The sequence below is a fragment of the Ralstonia sp. SA306 genome, from assembly GCF_054792405.1.
In genome coordinates this window covers 3,287,728-3,303,379 of the sequence record NZ_CP096451.1, presented here as the reverse complement: position 1 = coordinate 3,303,379, position 15,652 = coordinate 3,287,728, and the positions used below count along the sequence as shown (strand labels likewise).

The following is a 15,652-nucleotide window of genomic DNA, read 5'->3' as shown; positions in this document are numbered from 1 at the left end:
GCCAGATGGGGCCACCCGCACGCGAGTAGTCACTCACCCTTACTGCACCAAAGCGGCGAAGATTCCACCCGTGCCCTCGGCTTCACGCACTACTGCGGCCCAATTCAAACGCTATCGCACCGCAGCATTGATCTGATACGTGTTACTTCGCTTTTGTGCGCAGCGCACGGCTGAAACTGTGCGCCTCGTCCACCAGCACCGACACGGCTTCGGGCGGCGTGAACTGCGAGATGCCGTGGCCGAGGTTGAAGATGTGGCCGTCGCTGTCGCCGCTGGCTGCGTAGTCTTCCAGCACGCGGCGCACTTGGGCGCGAATGGCATCCGGTTCGGCAAACAGCACCGTCGGGTCCAGGTTGCCCTGCAGGGCAACTCGCCCAGCCGTGCGCTGGCGGGCGAGCTGCAGGTTGACGGTCCAGTCAACACCCAGCGCGTCGGCCCCGGTGTCGGCCATGGCTTCAAGCCACAGGCCGCCGCCCTTGGTGAACAGGATGACCGGCACGCGCTGGCCATCGGCCCCGGCGCGAATGCCTTTCACCACGCGGGCCATGTAGGCCAGCGAAAACTCCTGGTAGATGCCATCGGCCAGCGCCCCGCCCCAGGTATCGAACACCTGCACAGCTTGGGCACCGGCATCAATCTGCGCGTTCAGATAGTCGATCACGGCCTGCGCATTGATCTCCAGGATGCGGTGCATCAGGTCTGGGCGCGCGTAGAGCATCGACTTGACGGTGCGGAAGTCGTCCGAGCCACCGCCTTCGACCATGTAGCAGGCGAGCGTCCACGGGCTGCCCGAGAAGCCGATGAGCGGCACACGCTGGCGGCCGTCCTGCACGAGCGCGCGGCGGATTTCCGCCACGGCATCGAACACATATTGCAGCGACGACATGTCCGGCACCGACAGCGCCGCCACATCGGCTTCCGTGCGCACCGGCTTGGCAAAGCGCGGGCCCTCGCCCTGCGCGAACGACAGGCCCAAGCCCATGGCATCGGGCACGGTCAGGATGTCGGAGAACAGAATCGCCGCGTCCAGCGGATAGCGATCCAGCGGCTGCAGCGTCACTTCCGTCGCATACGCCGGCGACTTGGCCAGGCCGAGGAAGCTGCCGGCCCGCGCGCGCGTGGCGTTGTACTCCGGCAGATAGCGGCCCGCCTGGCGCATCAGCCACAGCGGCGTGTAGTCGGTGGGCTGGCGGCGCAGGGCGCGCAGGAAGGTGTCGTTGGCGAGCGGTGCGGACATGGCGATGGACTCTTTAGGAGGGCGCCATTGTAAGGGATGGTGTTTTCATCCCGCCCTGACCCAGGCCAACATGCCGCAGATCACGGCGCAGATGTCACGGCACCTTGTGCGTATCGCCCGCACGCTGCGGCGGCAGCTTGATCGCCATCGATTTGAAATCCGTGCTGGTGGTCAGCGTTCCGTGCACCACGCCGCGCGGAATCACGATCAGATCGCCCGCCCGGACCTCACGCGGCGCGTTGTCGAGCCAGACGGTGGCCGTGCCCGACATCACGTACTGGATCTCATCCGAGTACGTATGCGTGTGCTTGGCCACAGTGCCCACCTGGATGCCGACCGTGCCGTTGGCGGCCGTCACCAGCGTTTTCGTGCGCAGCGTACCCATCTCGGCGATGACGGGACCGATCTCGTCCGGGGTCATGCCGCCCATGTTGATGATCTGTGCCGAGATCTGTGGCGCTAAGACTGGAGCAGCCGCCGGTTCCGACGCTTGCGCAAACGCGCTGGCGCTGCCGGCAAAGATGGCGGCGGCAGAAACCGCCCGGATCACAGCAACAGGACGATGGCGATGCATGATGGCTCCTCATGACGCGGTCGCCGTCAAGGCGCGGCGATCCGTGGGGCGTTCGTGTGGTCGACTCGCGGCGATTGTCGCACCGCTGCATGGAGGCAGAGACCTAGGGCGATTCCCGAGAAAGCGGGCATCGTGCGCGGACCGGCTCGCCTATAGTGGACGGCGCCACATCCATCACAAACACGCCACAAGGAGACCGGCATGACACACAAGGGAAGCTGCCACTGCGGAAACGTCGCGTTCGAAGTTGAAGGTCATCCGGAAAGCGCGATGGCGTGCAACTGCTCGATCTGCCAGCGCAAAGGCTCGCTGCTGTGGTTTGTGGCGCCCGACAAGGTGCGGCTGCTCACGCCGGAAGACAACGCCAGCACCTATCTCTTCCGCAAGCATGTGATCAAGCACCGCTTCTGCCCGACTTGCGGCATCCATCCGTATGCCGAAGGCGTCATGCCCGACGGCACACCGATGATTGCCGTCAACGTCCGCTGCCTGGAAGACATCGATCTGGCCAGCGTGCCGGTCACCCACTTCGACGGACGGTCAATGTAACGGCGTGGTGCGCTACAGCCACATTTGCATCACCCGCTCGCCCGGCTCCACAGGCTTGCCGCTGGGCATCCACACGGCGTCCAGCATGGGCCGCACAAGATCGAGTTCGGTGGAAATGCCGTCCTGGCGGTTAAAGCGCGCGCTGTTGGCAGCCTGCGCCTCAACCACGCGGCGGTCTTGCTCAGCCACGCGATACAGGAACGGCCAGACGAACCAGCGCACGGCCCAGGCAGGCGCCCAGCGGTTTTCCACATGCAGCGTGGCGAACAGGCGCGTGCGCATGTCGTCTTCGGGCGTGAAGTGCAGCGTGAAATACAGCGCGCTGCCGTTGGCGTAGCGGTATTCGAGCTGGGCGGTCGCCGGGGCGGCAAGACCAAAATGCGCGCGCTCCATGGTGCGGGGTGATTCGAACAGGCGGTACAGCAAGCCGCTTTGCTGCGCCTGACCGGCGTAGTCCACCTGCAAGCCATCTGCCGACTGGGTGACGGTCACCGTCATCGGCTGGCGCGCGCCATGGCTGCGCACCAGGCCCGGGTGGACGAGATGCGTATGCAGCGGGTCGAGAAAATTCTCCAACGCGTCGGCCGGGCGGGCCTGCCACAACGTGCTCCACAGAAAGCGGCGGCTGCCGGCCGGCAAGCGATTCAGGAACGCCGGCAATGCGGCAGGGGCGGCCTCACCTGGTGCCCGTGCGCTCATCCAGATCAGCCCGTCGTGCTCGAACGCCTGCCACGCGTTCACTTGCACGGCGGGCACAGCGGCGCCCGGGCACATGCCCGGCATGGCAGTGCAGCGGCCGTCGGCACCGAACGTCCAGCCGTGGTACTTGCATTGCAGTGTCTCGCCGACGAGCTGTCCATCGGACAACGGCACATGCCGATGCGGGCAGCGGTCATCAAGCGCAAGCAGGCTTCCCGAAGGCAAACGCGCGAGCACCACCGCGCGGTTGAACAGGGTCACGCGCATCGGCTTGTCGCGCAGGCGGTGCGCTTCGGCGACGGGATACCAACCGCGCAGCAGCGTGGCGTTCCAGGCAGTCATAACTGAAAGCGTTGCATGATCGGCACGCCGATCCGGGTTGTGAGGGTGCGCAGCACAGCGATGGCGTGGCGTGTGGCGGGCGGCAGATGCCGGCAGTACACGGCGCTCATCTCAATGGCGGGCATGCCGCCGCGCAGGCGCTTGAAGTGGGCGGCACCGGCGCTCAGGTTCAGTTCGGCATCGCGCGTGATGGTCAGGCGCAGCACGTGCGCCATCAGCAGGCGATACAGCGCCGCCTGCTGCGGCCACGTCGTGTCGTATCCGACGATGGGCGCCGTCAGCAACGGCCCCTGCCCAAACACGCCGACAACGGCTCGCAACACGCCCTGCGCATCGCGAAATCCCGCACATTCGAGCAGCCCCGCCGCATGCCACGCTCGAAGGAACGCTGCGGTATAGCGCGGGTTCAAGGCGGAATATTTGTCGAGATAGAGCTGCGCATACAGCCGCTCGGCCTGCGCGAAATCGGCATTGGTAAAGGCATCGTGCGGCACGAACGTCAGCGGTGTCGAGCTGAGCAGCTTGAGATCCCGCCGCAGGTCGCGACGCACCTCCGATGCGCGCGAGGCACGCTGCAGGTGCTGGAACAGATAGACCTGCCGCGTGGGGATCAAATCGAAGCCGGCGACCGTGGCAGCGCGCAGCCAGTCGGCATGCTGGATCGTGTTGAGCGAACGCAGCCAGATCGCGCGGTCGGGCCACCGGTCGCGGCACGTACGCGCCAGCGCGCCCAGATCGAACGCCGCTGCCGATGGATACAGGTTCGTGCTGACGAGCCAGTTGTTGACGGCCACCGCCCGGTCCAGCTGCGCACGCCGCATCCACGCATCGGCCAGGCCGATCGCACCGCGCAGCAGCGGCCGCAGCACGCGCGGCATCAGACGCTCGGACTCTTCCGCCGCATAGCGGCCATACGTGGTGATGGGCGAGCAGACCCAGGCATTCTCGGCATGATTGGCGCGATCGTCACTGCCGTTGATCGTCACCGGCAGCGGCAAACCGCCGGCCTCCACCACGTCGACCTGCGTCACCAGATTGGCGACGAACGGCAGCGACGCCTGCCCGCGATGCACATGCAGGAACGCGCCCGCCTTGTCGGCAAAGCATGCATGCGGCACGGCGCCGGGCGCCGTCATACCTCGGGCAGCTCCTGGCCATCCCACTCGATGTCTTGCGTGGCCGCTTCGCGCATATTGCAACGCTGCGCGATCGCCATGCGCGCATAGGCGGCGAGATCGCACACGCCGCCCCACAGCGGGCCGCGGTCGCCCGGCGTGGCGATGACGTCGGTGGCGGCGCGCCAGTCCTGGCGCCATTGGCGCAGCCTGCCGTGGCGCACGGCATCGAACAGCCCCGCTGATGCCATCACCGCAGCCGCCATGCGCGGCACACCCGGCGACGGTTCGATGCAGCCGTCGAGCGTGCCGGCCAGCGCGGCGGGCAGTGGATCGTCAAGGCCGAACAAGTGGCAACCGCTGGTGGCGCGCGGGTTGCATTCGAGCGGGCTCACGCGGCCATCGGCCTGCTCGATCCAGTCGAACGAGAGCTGCCCCGTGAAGTCGAGCTTGCGCGCAAAGTTGGCGACGAAATTGCGGACCGCGTCGATGCGTGCGGGCGCGAAGTAGAAGCTCGCACTGGTCGACATGCGCCAGTCGGGCCGATACAGCGCGTGCGCCACCAGCCGACCGCGATCGGCCACGCTGTACGAGCAGAATTCCTGCCCCGCCACCAGGCGCTGCACCACCCACGCGCCCAGATCGGCCAGCGGCGGTGCATCGTCGGGAATGCCGGTGCGATACAGGCGCACATGCACGCCAAAGCGCGAGAACTCCGGCTTGAGCACGACGGGGCGCCCGCCTGCCCAGGCGCGCGCTTCATCCAGCGTGCGCACCCGCGCGGAGACCGGCACATCCGCGCCGCAATCCTGCGCGAGTTCCAGGAACTGCCATTTGCTGTGCACCGCGCGCAGCGTGTCGAAATCCTCGGCCAGGACCCGCACGTGGTTCGGCAAGTGATGCCGATAGCGCGATACAAAAAAGACTTCCTCGCACGTCGGCACCACCAGATCGATGGCGCGCTCCCGGACGATGCGTGCAAGGTCCGCCGCGAACTGCGCCGGCGCATGACGCGGCGATGCAATGCGAAAGGTGGCCGCGACCGCCCTGGAGGCCCCGCTGATCTGGCACGGAATACTGTCGGCAATGCAGACCGTCCACCCCTGGTGGGCAAAGCGGCGGGCGTGGTCGAGCGCCACCGGCGCGCGGCCACCGAGGATCAGCACATTGGGCATGCAGGCGGAGCGTTGAGGTCAGGCAACGTCCGCCGAAGGCAAGAGGCGCGGGGAAAGTTGCCGGGGCTCCATTCTAGGCAAAGGAGCACCCGGCCCGGGCGCGGTGAAGAGGGGTGCAGCGCTTCAGGCGCTGCGCAGCTTGAACAGCCCGACCGTGCGAGCCAGACCCTGGGCCTGCTCGTTGAGCATCGACGATGCGGCCGTCGACTGCTCGACCAGCGCAGCGTTCTGCTGCGTGGCCTGGTCCATCTCGGCGACGCTGCGATCGATCTGGCTGATACCGGTGCTCTGTTCGTGCATCGCACCATCAATCTCGCCGATGATGCGCGCGACACGCTCGATGCCCTGCACGATCTCCTGCATCGTTGCGCCGGCGGCCTGCACGCGTTGCGCACCGGTCTTCACGCTGGCTTCCGATGCCTGGATCAGATCTTTGATCTCGCGGGCGGCCGTGGCGCTGCGTTGCGCCAGCGTGCGCACCTCGCCGGCCACCACGGCAAAGCCGCGGCCGTTCTCGCCGGCACGGGCGGCTTCCACCGCGGCGTTCAGCGCGAGGATGTTGGTCTGGAACGCAATGCTGTCGATCACGCCGATGATCTCGGTAATGCGCGCCGACGATTTGGCAATCTCGTCCATCGTGCTGACCGCGCTCGAGACCACGTCGCCGCCGCGCGTGGCGGCATCGCTGGCGTCGCTGGCCAGGCGCGTGGCCTGCACGGCGGCATCGGCGGAGTTCTTCACGCTGGTCGTCAGTTCGGTCAGCGCGGCAGAGGTTTCCTGCAGGTTGCTGGCCGACACTTCGGTCCGATTGGACAGGTCACGGTTGCCCGCTTCGATCTCGCCGGTGGCGGACTTCATGCTGTCGACGCTGGCGCGCACTTCCAGCAGCACTTCGCCAATCTTGTCGATGAACGTGTTGAACGAGGCGCTGATCTGCGCGACTTCATCGTTGCCGACCACGGGCAGGCGGTGCGTGAGGTCACCGCCGCCGGAGCCGATGGTGTCCATCGCATCACGCACCTGCGACAGGCGGCGGAACGACTGCGAGGTGAAGAACGCGGCGATGCCCACGGCAGCCAGCGTCAGCAGCACCATGGCCACTGCCAGCGCACGCACGACGTTGCGCAAACCGGCGGTGGCTTCCGCCTTGTCCAGCGCGATCACCAGGTACCAATCGGTGCCTTGCACGGCCTGCGCCTTGAGCAGCTTAGGCGCGCCGGCCAGCTCGACCTCCAGCGGCGCGGTGGCCTTCGCCAGGTTGGTGAGCGTATCGACGGTGAGCGATGCCGCCACGTCGGTGGCCGGCTTGAGCATCAATTTTGCGTCAGGGTGGGCAATCACCTGGCCATCCTTGGCGACCACGAAGGCGAGGCTCGACGGTGTCGGGTGTACCGCTGCCACCACCTCGCGCACGCCGTCCAGCGGGACGGCGCCGGACAGCGCACCGGTGGTTTCGCCGTTCTTGATGAGCGGCGCAGCAAATGACACGTAGGGCACGCCGGTCGACACGTCGCCGTAAGGCTTCGTCACCAGCAGTTGGCCTGCGGCAATGGCCTGCTTGTACCAGGGGCGGATGGTCGGGTCGTAGTCCTTGGGCGTGGTGGCGCTGGTGGAGATGAAGCTCTTGTCGGTCCAGCCGATCGTGATGATCGGAAAGCCGTTGGCGTCACCCATGTGCTTGCCGAAGCCTTGAGGGTCTCCGTGCTCGATCACGCCGGCGGTGGCCTTGACGGCCTGCGCCTTCGCCGCGACCCATTTGTCGATGGCGAGCGTGTTGCCGCTGGCAATGGCAGCGAGGTTCTGATCGATCGATTCCATCGTGTTGGAGCGCACGATGGAATAGGTGGCGGCGCCGGACAGCGCCAGGGCACCGACCACGGTGGCCGATGAAATGAGGAGAATTCGGGTGCGGAGAGAGGAGATCATGATTCTTCTAGGCCAAACGTTTTCCATGAATCTGACTGCGTACGGTATTTGCCGTAGCGCCCTCCAGATCCGACTGCCGGCTGTCGGGGGCCACTCCAAGCTGCTACGGCACCGCGCAGGCGAACTTGAGGCGGCGAAACCCGCCCCCACGAAAGGATGGCTGCTATAAAAGGAAACGCCCCGCATGATTGCCCAGGCAGCTCATTCCCTTGAAACCCAAGCCCATGCACGACGCTCTCCACATCGACCCCGCCACGGGTGACCTCCGGTTCGCTGACATCCGCATCACGCCGCAGACAAAAGCCGATGCCCTGCCGGCACGCTTTACGGTCGGGCCTGTGCGGCCTGTAAGCGTCGAAGGGATGGACGTCCCCTGCCAATTCGCGACGGTGGCTGCACTGGACGACACAACGCCCATTACCGTCAGCCTGCGGTTTGAAGCCGAGGCGCTCGTCAGCGTATTCGTCGAGCTGGCACAGCCGGTTTCGTACGACGACATCGACGTCGTAGAACAACGCCACCGCCGCTGGATCGCCAGCAAACTCGGCAAGGACCCGGGCGGCCTGACGCGCTATCCCTGGGGCAGCGCCGGCGTGGCGCAAGACAAGAGCGGCGGCGTGCACATCTTTCTGCACAACCGCAACAACACCTTGGGGGCGCTGAATACGTTGTAAGACGCCCCGGCGTCGGCCCCAATTGCCGCCCCGGCATCGTTTGCAGTACCGTCGCTGGCATTCCTACGGAGCCGGGAGCCCCGCGCCATGGCCGTGCTGTTCACCATCCTGAAGATTGCCGTCGTGCTCGTGCTGGTGTCGTCACTGGCCGAGGCGATCGTGCTGTCATTGAGAAACGGCTGGGCCAACTACGACTGGAAGGCCGCCGGCGTGTCGGTGGTGGATTTCCTGGTACGCGAGTACCCACTGCGCTGGCTGCTGCCGCTGGCGTTCTGGATGCAAGGCCTGGAATGGGTCTACCAGCATCGTCTCTGGACGCTGCCGATGGACCACTGGACGGGCTGGGTTGCGTGCTTTCTCGGCCAGGAGTTCTGCTACTACTGGTACCACCGCGCCGCGCACCGCGTGCGCTGGTTCTGGTGTACGCACGCCATCCACCACTCACCAAATGATCTGAACCTGTCGGCGGCCTACCGCTTCGGCTGGACGGGCCGATTGACGGGCACGCTCGCCTTCTTTGCGCTGGCGCCGCTGCTGGGCATGCCGCCGCGCATCGTGCTGATGCTGCTGTCGCTCAATCTGCTGTACCAGTTCTGGATTCACGCCACGTGGATTCCCCGCCTCGGGCCCCTGGAATGGGTACTGAATACGCCCTCGGCACACCGCGTGCATCACGCGTCCAACCTCGAATACCTCGACGGCAACTACGGCGGCGTGCTGATCGTGTTCGACCGGCTGTTCGGCACGTACATCCCTGAGCGAAAGGACGTGCCCTGCCGCTACGGCCTCGTGCACCCGATGCGCACGTACAACCTGCTGGTGATCGAATTCGCGCACTGGCGCGCGCTGTGGCAAGACCTGAAGACGGCCCGCTCGGCGAGGGAAGTGCTTGGCTACCTGTTCCGCCCGCCAGGCTGGCGAGCCGACGGCAATGGCGACACGACCGAGGAGTTGCGCCGCCGCGCCGCGCTCATTCCCGAAGAGCAGCCGATCGCCCGGGCCGTTGCGGCCAACTGAACTACGGCAACCGCAACGTCTGCGCCAAGTGCCCATACACCACGGCAATCCGCCGCAAGTGCCGCGATTGTGGATGCGTCAGCAGCCATAGTTCCGATTGATTGGCATCTTCCAGATCCCGCAGCACCACCAGATCGCGACGGTCCTGTGCCATCACCACGGGCAGGATCCCAACGCCCATGCCCATCCCCACCATCTCGGCCGCGATCTGCAGGCTGTTGACGAAGTACGTGGGCATGACCTTGGGGAAATGCCGCTTGCGCCAACTCACCGATGGGTGATCCGGAATCGCGTCGTCAATCGCGAGCCACGGCGTGCGGCCGGCTTCGACATCGGCGTAGGTGGTGCCGCTCGTGCGCCCCGCGTACAACCCCACCCGAATCGAGCCGATGTGCTTGCCCACCAGATGCTGCGGCGGGCGCCGCGTGGCCCGCACGGCGATGTCGGCATCGCGCCGGGTCAGGCTGGCCAGTTCGTTGCTCACACGGAGGTCGTAGGTGAGGTTCGGATGCTCGGCTTGCAGCACCTTCAACGCAGGCGCGACCAAGCCGACGAGGATCGTGTCCGTGGTGGTGATGCGTACCGTGCCTGACACCTGATCGGGCACCGCATGCACCGCCGATCGCGCCGCCTCGAGCGCCGACTCCACCTGCTCGGCCTGCTCCGCCAGCGCGTGCGCCAAGTCCCCCGCGAGATAGCCGGTACGTGAGCGAGCAAACAACGTGGCGCCCAGCCCGCGCTCGATGCGCTGCAATGACCGGAACACGGTGGACGCATCCACGCCAAGCCGCTCGCCGGCCGCCGCGAGCGTGCCCGTGCGCGCCATCGCCAGTACGATCTCAAGGTCGGCCGCGCTCAGCCGGTATTGCGTCTGCGCAAGCATGATTTGCTTCCCCGCCTATTTCATTGGCAACGACGCAATCCTACAGTGTCGTCACCGCCGCCGTTGGCGGCATCCCCAACCCATCTGCGAGATGACAACCATGAAGCTCTACTACTCCGCCGGCGCCTGCTCGCTGGCCGTGCACATCGCCCTGCGCGAAGTGGGTGCGCAGTTTGACCTGACCGCCGTCGACCTTGCCAAGCACCTCACCGCCGACGGCACGGATTTCTACACGATCTCGCCGCGCGGTTACGTGCCGCTGCTGGAGCTCGCGGATGGTTCGCGCCACACCGAAGCCGCAGCGCTGCTGCAATACGTGGCCGACCTCGACCCGACGCAGGCACTCATCGGCAAGCCCGGCAGTGCGCATCGCCTCGCCGTGATCGAATGGCTCACCTTTGTCAGCACCGAGCTGCATAAAGGCTTCGGCCCGCTCTGGTACAAGGACACGCCGGAAGCCACACGCCAGGGCGCAAAGGACAAGCTCGCCAAGCGCTTTGCCGAACTCGATGCCCGCCTTGCCAAACAGCCGTACTTGGCCGACACCTACAGCGTGGCCGACGCCTATGCCTTTACGGTGCTGAACTGGACGAACTTCCTGGCGCTGCCGATGGGCGCATATCCGAACGTGCAGGCGTATATGGCGCGGGTGGGTGCGCGGCCGCAGGTGGTTGAAGCGTTGAAGACTGAGGGCTTGATCAAGGCCGACGCGGCCAGCACTGTCGCCTGACCGGTAGTCCGGGATCGGCGAGCCCTAAACAAAACCGCCGATCCCACCCCCTACTCCGCCCAACGTTTGCGGAACGTCTTACAACACATCTCCATGTTGTAGATGGGCTCTATCAGGGCTGCACACCGTGCTGTCACAGGCGCGTCGCTACAATCGCACGCTTCGCGTCTTCTGCAGTCCGCAGCTCTCCCCATGTTCAAGCACGTTGTTCTCGCCCTGGCCGTTGCGGCTGCGGGCTTGCCGGTTGTCGCGCGCGCCGATGTGCGCGGCGCAGGTTCGACCGCCGCTGCGCCGGTCTATCGCGTCTGGTCAGCGGGGTATGCCGCGTCGTCGGGCGTTGCGCTCAGCTATGACGCGGTAGGTTCAGGAGAGGGCCTGAAGCGCATTCGCGCGGGCGCCGTGGATTTTGGTGCGTCTGACGTGCCGCTCTCCAGCGCAGAGGCTGCCAAGGCGGGCCTCGTCTGCGTGCCGTCGGTGGTGACAGGTGCGGTGCCGTTTGTGAACGTGCCGGGCGTGCCGCGCGGTCAGCTCAAGCTGACGGGCGAACTGCTGGCGCAGATCTTCCTCGGCAAGGTCGAGAGCTGGGATGCGCCTGAGCTGCGCGCGCTGAACCCGGGCGTGACGCTGCCCAAGCTGAAGATCCATCCCGTCGTGCGCTCCGATGGCTCAGGCACGACGTACCACTTCACCGACTATCTGAGCGCCGTCAGCCCCGACTGGAAAAGCGCTTACGGCACCAAGTCGACCATCAACTGGCCGGCGGGCTTTACAGCCGCAAAGGGCAGTGGCGATGTGGTCAAAGCGGTGCAGGGCACGTCCGGCGCCATCGGCTATGTCGACTACAACTACATCCTCGACAACGACTTGAGCGGTGTGCAGCTACGCAACGTGGCGGGCCGCTTTGTCAGCGCGCAGGTGAGCGGCTTTCGCGAAGCGGTGATGCAGAGCGCGTGGAACCGCAAAGGCGATTTCACGGCGCCGCTAGTCAACCTGCCGGGTGCGGAGACGTGGCCGATCACCATGGGCACCTTCATCGTCGTGCCGGCAGTCAGCGCATCGGGCCCGCGCACGCTGGCCGCGCTGAAGTTCCTGACGTGGGGTTACTTCCACGGCGACGAGCTGGCCGCGCGTGCGAAGTTCGTGCCGCTGCCCGAGCGCGTGCAGGCCATTGCGTATCGTGAACTGGCACGCGTGACGGATGCGTCGGGCGCCGCCATCGGCCTGCAGAGCATGCCCGCAAACTGGGGCAAATGATCATTGCCGGCGCAGTGTCTGCACCGGCAACAGCACCGTTTTGATGCCGCGCAGGTGACCCGTTGAAAGCTTTGCAACAAGGCTGGATTGTTCCGACGCGTTTCCTATAGTGGTCACTCGCCGCGCAAGTCAGCCAGCGCGTCACCGCCAGAGCAACGACCGGAAAGCAAACATGGGTACCGCCATCGCAGACCAGGACGAGCAGATCCACCAGATCGCACAGGACACCGGCGCACCGGCTGATCTCGTCCGCGAGCAGTACATGCAGACAATGCGCACATTGGCGGCCGACGCCAGCGTGCACGACTATCTCTCGCTGTTTGTCACACGCCGGGTGCTCGCCGCGTTCCGCCCGCGCCGCACGCCCACGCGTTAGTCCCGCCCTGCTTATTCCTCGCTGATCATCCCGACGAATGCATGCGCTGCGCGGCGCATCCATTCGCGTGCGCGCTCGGCCTCGAACTGGATGCGCGCAAAGGCGTGCGTCATGCCGGAGGCTTCGATGGTGATGACCTGCGCGCCGTGCTGCACGAGGTAGTCGGCGTATTGCAGGCCGTCGTCGCGCAGCACGTCGTGCGCTGCCACGATGACGACGGTGTCTGGCGGCGTATATGCCGGCGCGCGCGCCATCAGGAAGATGCGCGCGTCGTGCTCGGCGAGTGGCTTGGCGAGGGCTTCTGCACCGATGTATTTCTCCCAGTACCAGCGCATTTCGTCACGCGTGAGGCCGGGGCCTTGTGCAAACGCGTTGTAGCTTTCGCTACCGAAAGCCGGCGTGGTAACGGGGTATAACAGGAACTGCGCGTTGACGAGGCCAGGACGCATGCCCTGCGCGGCCTGCACCGCAAGATGGCCGCCCGCGCTATCGCCACCCACGGCCAGAAACTCTGGATCGAAGTCGAGGTACGCGCGCTGCTCGGCTAGGTACGCGAGCGCGTCGCGTGCATCGTCCGCCGGCGTGGGAAACGCATGCTCGGGCGCGAGGCGGTAATCGACACTCACAACGGCGCAGCCCGTGTCTTGCGCGACCAATGCGGCCAGCATGCGATGCGTTGTGCGCGGCGCGCCGACCACCCAGCCACCACCGTGGAACCACACCAGCAAGCGCGGCGTGATCACGCCTTTTGGACGAAAGACGATGGCGTCGAGCGTGCGCCCCACGAGCGGCAGGCTGAGGTCTGAAACGTCAACGCCTTCGGGATCGGGCCGCTCGGATACCGCAGCAATCGCCTCAAAGCGCGCGCGCTGCGCGGGTGCGTCTTCAGGCGGGGGCAAGGCGCCGAACTGTTCGGCAAGGCGTTGGTAGAACTGCAGGATTTGCGGATCGACGGCCATGATGTAAGCAGGATGCAATGACCGCCAGAGTGTAGCGCGCCAGGTTGGCTGAACTCCCTTGATACGTCAGGAAGCGATCGTCAGCGAAACGTCTGCCCCCCCTGCGCCGTCGTGTTTGTCACAAGGCGTTGGGGCGGCATTCATTTTTGCTCGCCGACACCGAGTCGCCAGTGTTCGATCTTCGTGCAGCGGTCTTGCACGGCCGGAATGCCGGCGTTGCGCGCCACGGCCATCGCCTCGTCATTCACGATGCCGAGCTGCACCCAGATCCCACCCACGCCGAGCGTCACGGCTTCCTGTACGACGGGCAGAACCTGTTCTGAGCGCCGGAAGATATCGACCAGATCGATGCGCTGGCCGGCGGCGGCAAGCGTCGTCGCCGCTTCGGTGAGCGTGGCGTAGCAAGGCTCGCCGAGCACGTCTTCGCCTGCGTGCTGCGGGTTGACGGGCACGATGCGATAGCCGGCCTGCTGCAGATAGCGCGCCACGTCATAGCTGGGCCGCGTGAGACGCGGCGACAGCCCGACCACGGCGATGGTCTTGCCGGACAGCAGCCGGCGCATGGTGTCTTGCTCGTCGACGTAGGAAGGATTGGCGGACATGGTTGGCGATGCAGGTGCAATCAGGTTGTGGGCCGCTTGCATGCGGAGCCCAGGTCATCGAAGCGCACGGCGGCACGGAAGGCGCCCGACGAATACGGACCGACCTCATACGGCCCGTAGTGCACGACGATGCGGTCACCTTGCAGCGTAAACGGAAACGCGGCGTTACGCAGATCGCGCTCCTTGAGGGCGCCGCGCGGCGCATCGGGTGCGCCTTCGCGCTTGAGCGCATCGACAATCTGCGTATTGAAGCTCTGCAGGCAGGCGGATGTGGGGTTCAGCACATCGGCCAAGGCGATGGGCTGAAAGCCCTGCGCGCCGCGTCGCCAGTTGCCGGCTGTGAAGCTGTAGTTGCCGTGCGCGCCGCCGCTGTAGGCCCACACCATGCGCAGGAGGCTCACGGTGTCGCCCAGGCCGACGGCGCTGATGCGGATGACGCATTCGGTGTCGTATTGGTCGCACTTGCGCACGCGCAGCGATTGGATCAGCGCGTCGATGGCGGCATCGCCCGTCACCGGGTAGCGCTCGGTCAGCTTGGCTTGGCCGGAGGCGCCCGTGGCCTCCTGATAGCGCGCCACGCGCTTCAACGTGAAGGGCTGGCTGCGGCCACCGTCGCTCCAGGTGCCGGCGGCGGTGGTACCGTCGGCCGACAGCGCACCGGAGAGCGTGCCGCCCTCGCGCACGACAGACTGGCCGGCCGCATCAAGCGCTTCTGTGCGCTCGCGCCACACGAAGCGGCGCTCGGGCACATTGCGCCCTTCGATGGTCCAGAAGGCGCGGCCCTGGGGTCGGTCATCATAGGCTTCGCCGGTCAGCGTGTCGGCCACGGGGTCCTTGTCTTTGTCCTGCTCTTTGGGTGGCGGGTCGTACACGTTCAACCAGACGTTCCAGCCAGGGCTGTCGGCGCCCTTTCCTACTGCGCCCTGCCAGAAACTGCCCGCCGGGCGCTCGGGCTGCTCTTTCGTTTTTGCAAGAGGGACGGTTGGCACAGAAGCAACAGGTGCGGAGGCGGCTGGCGCACTCGCGGACGCACTAGGGGGAGCAGAAGCCCCTTCGATGCCGGCCTGTGCGGCGCCCGCCGCGCTGAGTGCCCCCATCAAGGTAACAAAAACGCCCACTGCTCTCGACTTCTGCAACACATGGTGCATCGCATGCCTGTGCATGCCTCCCTCCTATGAACCCGACACCCCAGACTAGGACACCCCCCGCTGGTTCGCCTTTTCCCAAGCCCCGTCTGCCTAAGCGGCAAAGCGATGGGACTGTGCAGGTGCAGCAGGCGTTCCCTGAGCAGCCCCTCCAGGCGCTTTTGAGCTCACACGAAGCGGCTTTTACCGCGCTTGCATTCGATTGCAATCCGACACACTTTGTTACGCCTCGGGGCCACCCCGTCACCCACAATGCCTTCGCACCCCAGCGTTTGTGTCCAATTGTTGTGCGCTATATCAGGCCCGCGACGGCGGCGACACAGTCCCCGGGTGCAAGGTTACCCCCTCCTTTCGAATTGACCCCTCGAAGGGATTTCCCGTCCGCGCGGTGCTCC

At 65.9% G+C, this 15,652-nt stretch carries 16 protein-coding genes; 6 read left to right on the top strand and 10 right to left on the bottom strand.

Features of this window, described 5'->3' with window-relative positions:
• Positions 1-142: 142 nt before the first annotated feature.
• Both hemE and M1D44_RS15660 read right to left on the bottom strand, forming a co-directional pair.
• Positions 143-1,237, bottom strand: coding sequence for a uroporphyrinogen decarboxylase (hemE, locus tag M1D44_RS15665; RefSeq protein ID WP_024977251.1), 1,095 nt, complete (start codon positions 1,235-1,237; stop codon positions 143-145).
• A gap of 94 nt (positions 1,238-1,331) precedes the next feature.
• Positions 1,332-1,811 carry a cupin domain-containing protein gene (locus M1D44_RS15660; protein ID WP_112186557.1) on the bottom strand — a complete coding sequence of 160 codons (480 nt, stop codon included), beginning with the start codon at positions 1,809-1,811 and terminating at the stop codon, positions 1,332-1,334.
• Between the two features lie 201 nt (positions 1,812-2,012).
• Here M1D44_RS15660 and M1D44_RS15655 point away from each other — a divergent pair, with 201 nt between their 5' ends.
• Positions 2,013-2,360: a GFA family protein gene (locus M1D44_RS15655; protein WP_045205317.1), complete on the top strand. Its 348-nt coding sequence runs from the start codon at positions 2,013-2,015 to the stop codon at positions 2,358-2,360.
• 12 nt (positions 2,361-2,372) lie between these two features.
• Here M1D44_RS15655 and M1D44_RS15650 read toward each other — a convergent pair whose 3' ends face one another.
• The 4 genes from M1D44_RS15650 to M1D44_RS15635 all read right to left on the bottom strand — a co-directional run bounded on the left by M1D44_RS15650 (position 2,373) and on the right by M1D44_RS15635 (position 7,617).
• Positions 2,373-3,401, bottom strand: coding sequence for a Rieske 2Fe-2S domain-containing protein (locus tag M1D44_RS15650; RefSeq protein WP_316684840.1), 1,029 nt, complete (start codon positions 3,399-3,401; stop codon positions 2,373-2,375).
• Positions 3,398-4,537: a hypothetical protein gene (locus M1D44_RS15645; RefSeq protein WP_316684838.1), complete on the bottom strand. Its 1,140-nt coding sequence runs from the start codon at positions 4,535-4,537 to the stop codon at positions 3,398-3,400. The genes M1D44_RS15650 and M1D44_RS15645 overlap by 4 nt, the downstream gene beginning before the upstream one ends.
• Positions 4,534-5,691 (bottom strand): ATP-grasp domain-containing protein, encoded by a 1,158-nt coding sequence (locus tag M1D44_RS15640; protein ID WP_316853017.1) that lies wholly within the window; start codon positions 5,689-5,691, stop codon positions 4,534-4,536. Before M1D44_RS15640 ends, M1D44_RS15645 begins: the two co-directional genes overlap by 4 nt.
• Before the next feature lie 123 nt (positions 5,692-5,814).
• Complete coding sequence (locus M1D44_RS15635; protein ID WP_316853016.1) at positions 5,815-7,617, bottom strand: methyl-accepting chemotaxis protein; 1,803 nt, start codon at positions 7,615-7,617, stop codon at positions 5,815-5,817.
• Between the two features lie 224 nt (positions 7,618-7,841).
• Between M1D44_RS15635 and M1D44_RS15630 the strand changes: the two genes are divergently transcribed.
• Together M1D44_RS15630 and M1D44_RS15625 are read left to right on the top strand one after the other, a co-directional pair.
• The gene (locus M1D44_RS15630; RefSeq protein WP_316853015.1) at positions 7,842-8,291 is read left to right on the top strand and encodes a hypothetical protein; all 450 of its coding nucleotides are present in this window, start codon (positions 7,842-7,844) and stop codon (positions 8,289-8,291) included.
• A gap of 87 nt (positions 8,292-8,378) precedes the next feature.
• Positions 8,379-9,308 carry a sterol desaturase family protein gene (locus tag M1D44_RS15625; protein ID WP_024977243.1) on the top strand — a complete coding sequence of 310 codons (930 nt, stop codon included), beginning with the start codon at positions 8,379-8,381 and terminating at the stop codon, positions 9,306-9,308.
• A 1-nt stretch (position 9,309) separates the two neighbouring features.
• Here the strand turns inward: M1D44_RS15625 and M1D44_RS15620 are convergent, their stop codons facing one another.
• Positions 9,310-10,191 carry a LysR family transcriptional regulator gene (locus tag M1D44_RS15620; RefSeq protein WP_316853014.1) on the bottom strand — a complete coding sequence of 294 codons (882 nt, stop codon included), beginning with the start codon at positions 10,189-10,191 and terminating at the stop codon, positions 9,310-9,312.
• 100 nt (positions 10,192-10,291) lie between these two features.
• On the opposite strand from M1D44_RS15620, the gene gstA reads away from it, so the two are divergent.
• From gstA to M1D44_RS15605, 3 genes are all read left to right on the top strand, one after another.
• A complete protein-coding gene (gene gstA, locus M1D44_RS15615) occupies positions 10,292-10,921 on the top strand; it encodes a glutathione transferase GstA (RefSeq protein ID WP_024977241.1) in 630 nt (209 codons plus the stop codon).
• A gap of 192 nt (positions 10,922-11,113) precedes the next feature.
• Positions 11,114-12,175: a phosphate ABC transporter substrate-binding protein PstS gene (gene pstS, locus M1D44_RS15610; RefSeq protein WP_316853013.1), complete on the top strand. Its 1,062-nt coding sequence runs from the start codon at positions 11,114-11,116 to the stop codon at positions 12,173-12,175.
• Between the two features lie 172 nt (positions 12,176-12,347).
• A complete protein-coding gene (locus tag M1D44_RS15605) occupies positions 12,348-12,551 on the top strand; it encodes a DUF3562 domain-containing protein (RefSeq protein WP_024977239.1) in 204 nt (67 codons plus the stop codon).
• 11 nt (positions 12,552-12,562) lie between these two features.
• Here the strand turns inward: M1D44_RS15605 and M1D44_RS15600 are convergent, their stop codons facing one another.
• The 3 genes from M1D44_RS15600 to M1D44_RS15590 form a co-directional block, all read right to left on the bottom strand.
• A complete protein-coding gene (locus M1D44_RS15600) occupies positions 12,563-13,510 on the bottom strand; it encodes an alpha/beta hydrolase (RefSeq protein ID WP_316853012.1) in 948 nt (315 codons plus the stop codon).
• A 140-nt stretch (positions 13,511-13,650) separates the two neighbouring features.
• The gene (locus M1D44_RS15595; RefSeq protein ID WP_024977237.1) at positions 13,651-14,112 is read right to left on the bottom strand and encodes a CoA-binding protein; all 462 of its coding nucleotides are present in this window, start codon (positions 14,110-14,112) and stop codon (positions 13,651-13,653) included.
• A 20-nt stretch (positions 14,113-14,132) separates the two neighbouring features.
• Positions 14,133-15,275 carry an RsiV family protein gene (locus M1D44_RS15590; protein ID WP_316853011.1) on the bottom strand — a complete coding sequence of 381 codons (1,143 nt, stop codon included), beginning with the start codon at positions 15,273-15,275 and terminating at the stop codon, positions 14,133-14,135.
• Positions 15,276-15,652: the final 377 nt, after the last annotated feature.

What these genes read in the sequence shown, in the direction of transcription:
- gstA (WP_024977241.1), top strand. Translation starts at nt 10,292, where the DNA reads ATGAAGCTCTACTACTCCGCCGGCGCCTGCTCGCTGGCCGTGCACATC.
- M1D44_RS15590 (WP_316853011.1), bottom strand. Translation starts at nt 15,275, where the DNA reads ATGCACAGGCATGCGATGCACCATGTGTTGCAGAAGTCGAGAGCAGTG.
- M1D44_RS15645 (WP_316684838.1), bottom strand. Translation starts at nt 4,537, where the DNA reads ATGACGGCGCCCGGCGCCGTGCCGCATGCATGCTTTGCCGACAAGGCG.
- M1D44_RS15620 (WP_316853014.1), bottom strand. Translation starts at nt 10,191, where the DNA reads ATGCTTGCGCAGACGCAATACCGGCTGAGCGCGGCCGACCTTGAGATC.
- M1D44_RS15640 (WP_316853017.1), bottom strand. Translation starts at nt 5,691, where the DNA reads ATGCCCAATGTGCTGATCCTCGGTGGCCGCGCGCCGGTGGCGCTCGAC.
- M1D44_RS15630 (WP_316853015.1), top strand. Translation starts at nt 7,842, where the DNA reads ATGCACGACGCTCTCCACATCGACCCCGCCACGGGTGACCTCCGGTTC.
- hemE (WP_024977251.1), bottom strand. Translation starts at nt 1,237, where the DNA reads ATGTCCGCACCGCTCGCCAACGACACCTTCCTGCGCGCCCTGCGCCGC.
- M1D44_RS15650 (WP_316684840.1), bottom strand. Translation starts at nt 3,401, where the DNA reads ATGACTGCCTGGAACGCCACGCTGCTGCGCGGTTGGTATCCCGTCGCC.
- M1D44_RS15625 (WP_024977243.1), top strand. Translation starts at nt 8,379, where the DNA reads ATGGCCGTGCTGTTCACCATCCTGAAGATTGCCGTCGTGCTCGTGCTG.
- M1D44_RS15635 (WP_316853016.1), bottom strand. Translation starts at nt 7,617, where the DNA reads ATGATCTCCTCTCTCCGCACCCGAATTCTCCTCATTTCATCGGCCACC.
- M1D44_RS15600 (WP_316853012.1), bottom strand. Translation starts at nt 13,510, where the DNA reads ATGGCCGTCGATCCGCAAATCCTGCAGTTCTACCAACGCCTTGCCGAA.
- M1D44_RS15655 (WP_045205317.1), top strand. Translation starts at nt 2,013, where the DNA reads ATGACACACAAGGGAAGCTGCCACTGCGGAAACGTCGCGTTCGAAGTT.
- M1D44_RS15660 (WP_112186557.1), bottom strand. Translation starts at nt 1,811, where the DNA reads ATGCATCGCCATCGTCCTGTTGCTGTGATCCGGGCGGTTTCTGCCGCC.
- pstS (WP_316853013.1), top strand. Translation starts at nt 11,114, where the DNA reads ATGTTCAAGCACGTTGTTCTCGCCCTGGCCGTTGCGGCTGCGGGCTTG.
- M1D44_RS15605 (WP_024977239.1), top strand. Translation starts at nt 12,348, where the DNA reads ATGGGTACCGCCATCGCAGACCAGGACGAGCAGATCCACCAGATCGCA.
- M1D44_RS15595 (WP_024977237.1), bottom strand. Translation starts at nt 14,112, where the DNA reads ATGTCCGCCAATCCTTCCTACGTCGACGAGCAAGACACCATGCGCCGG.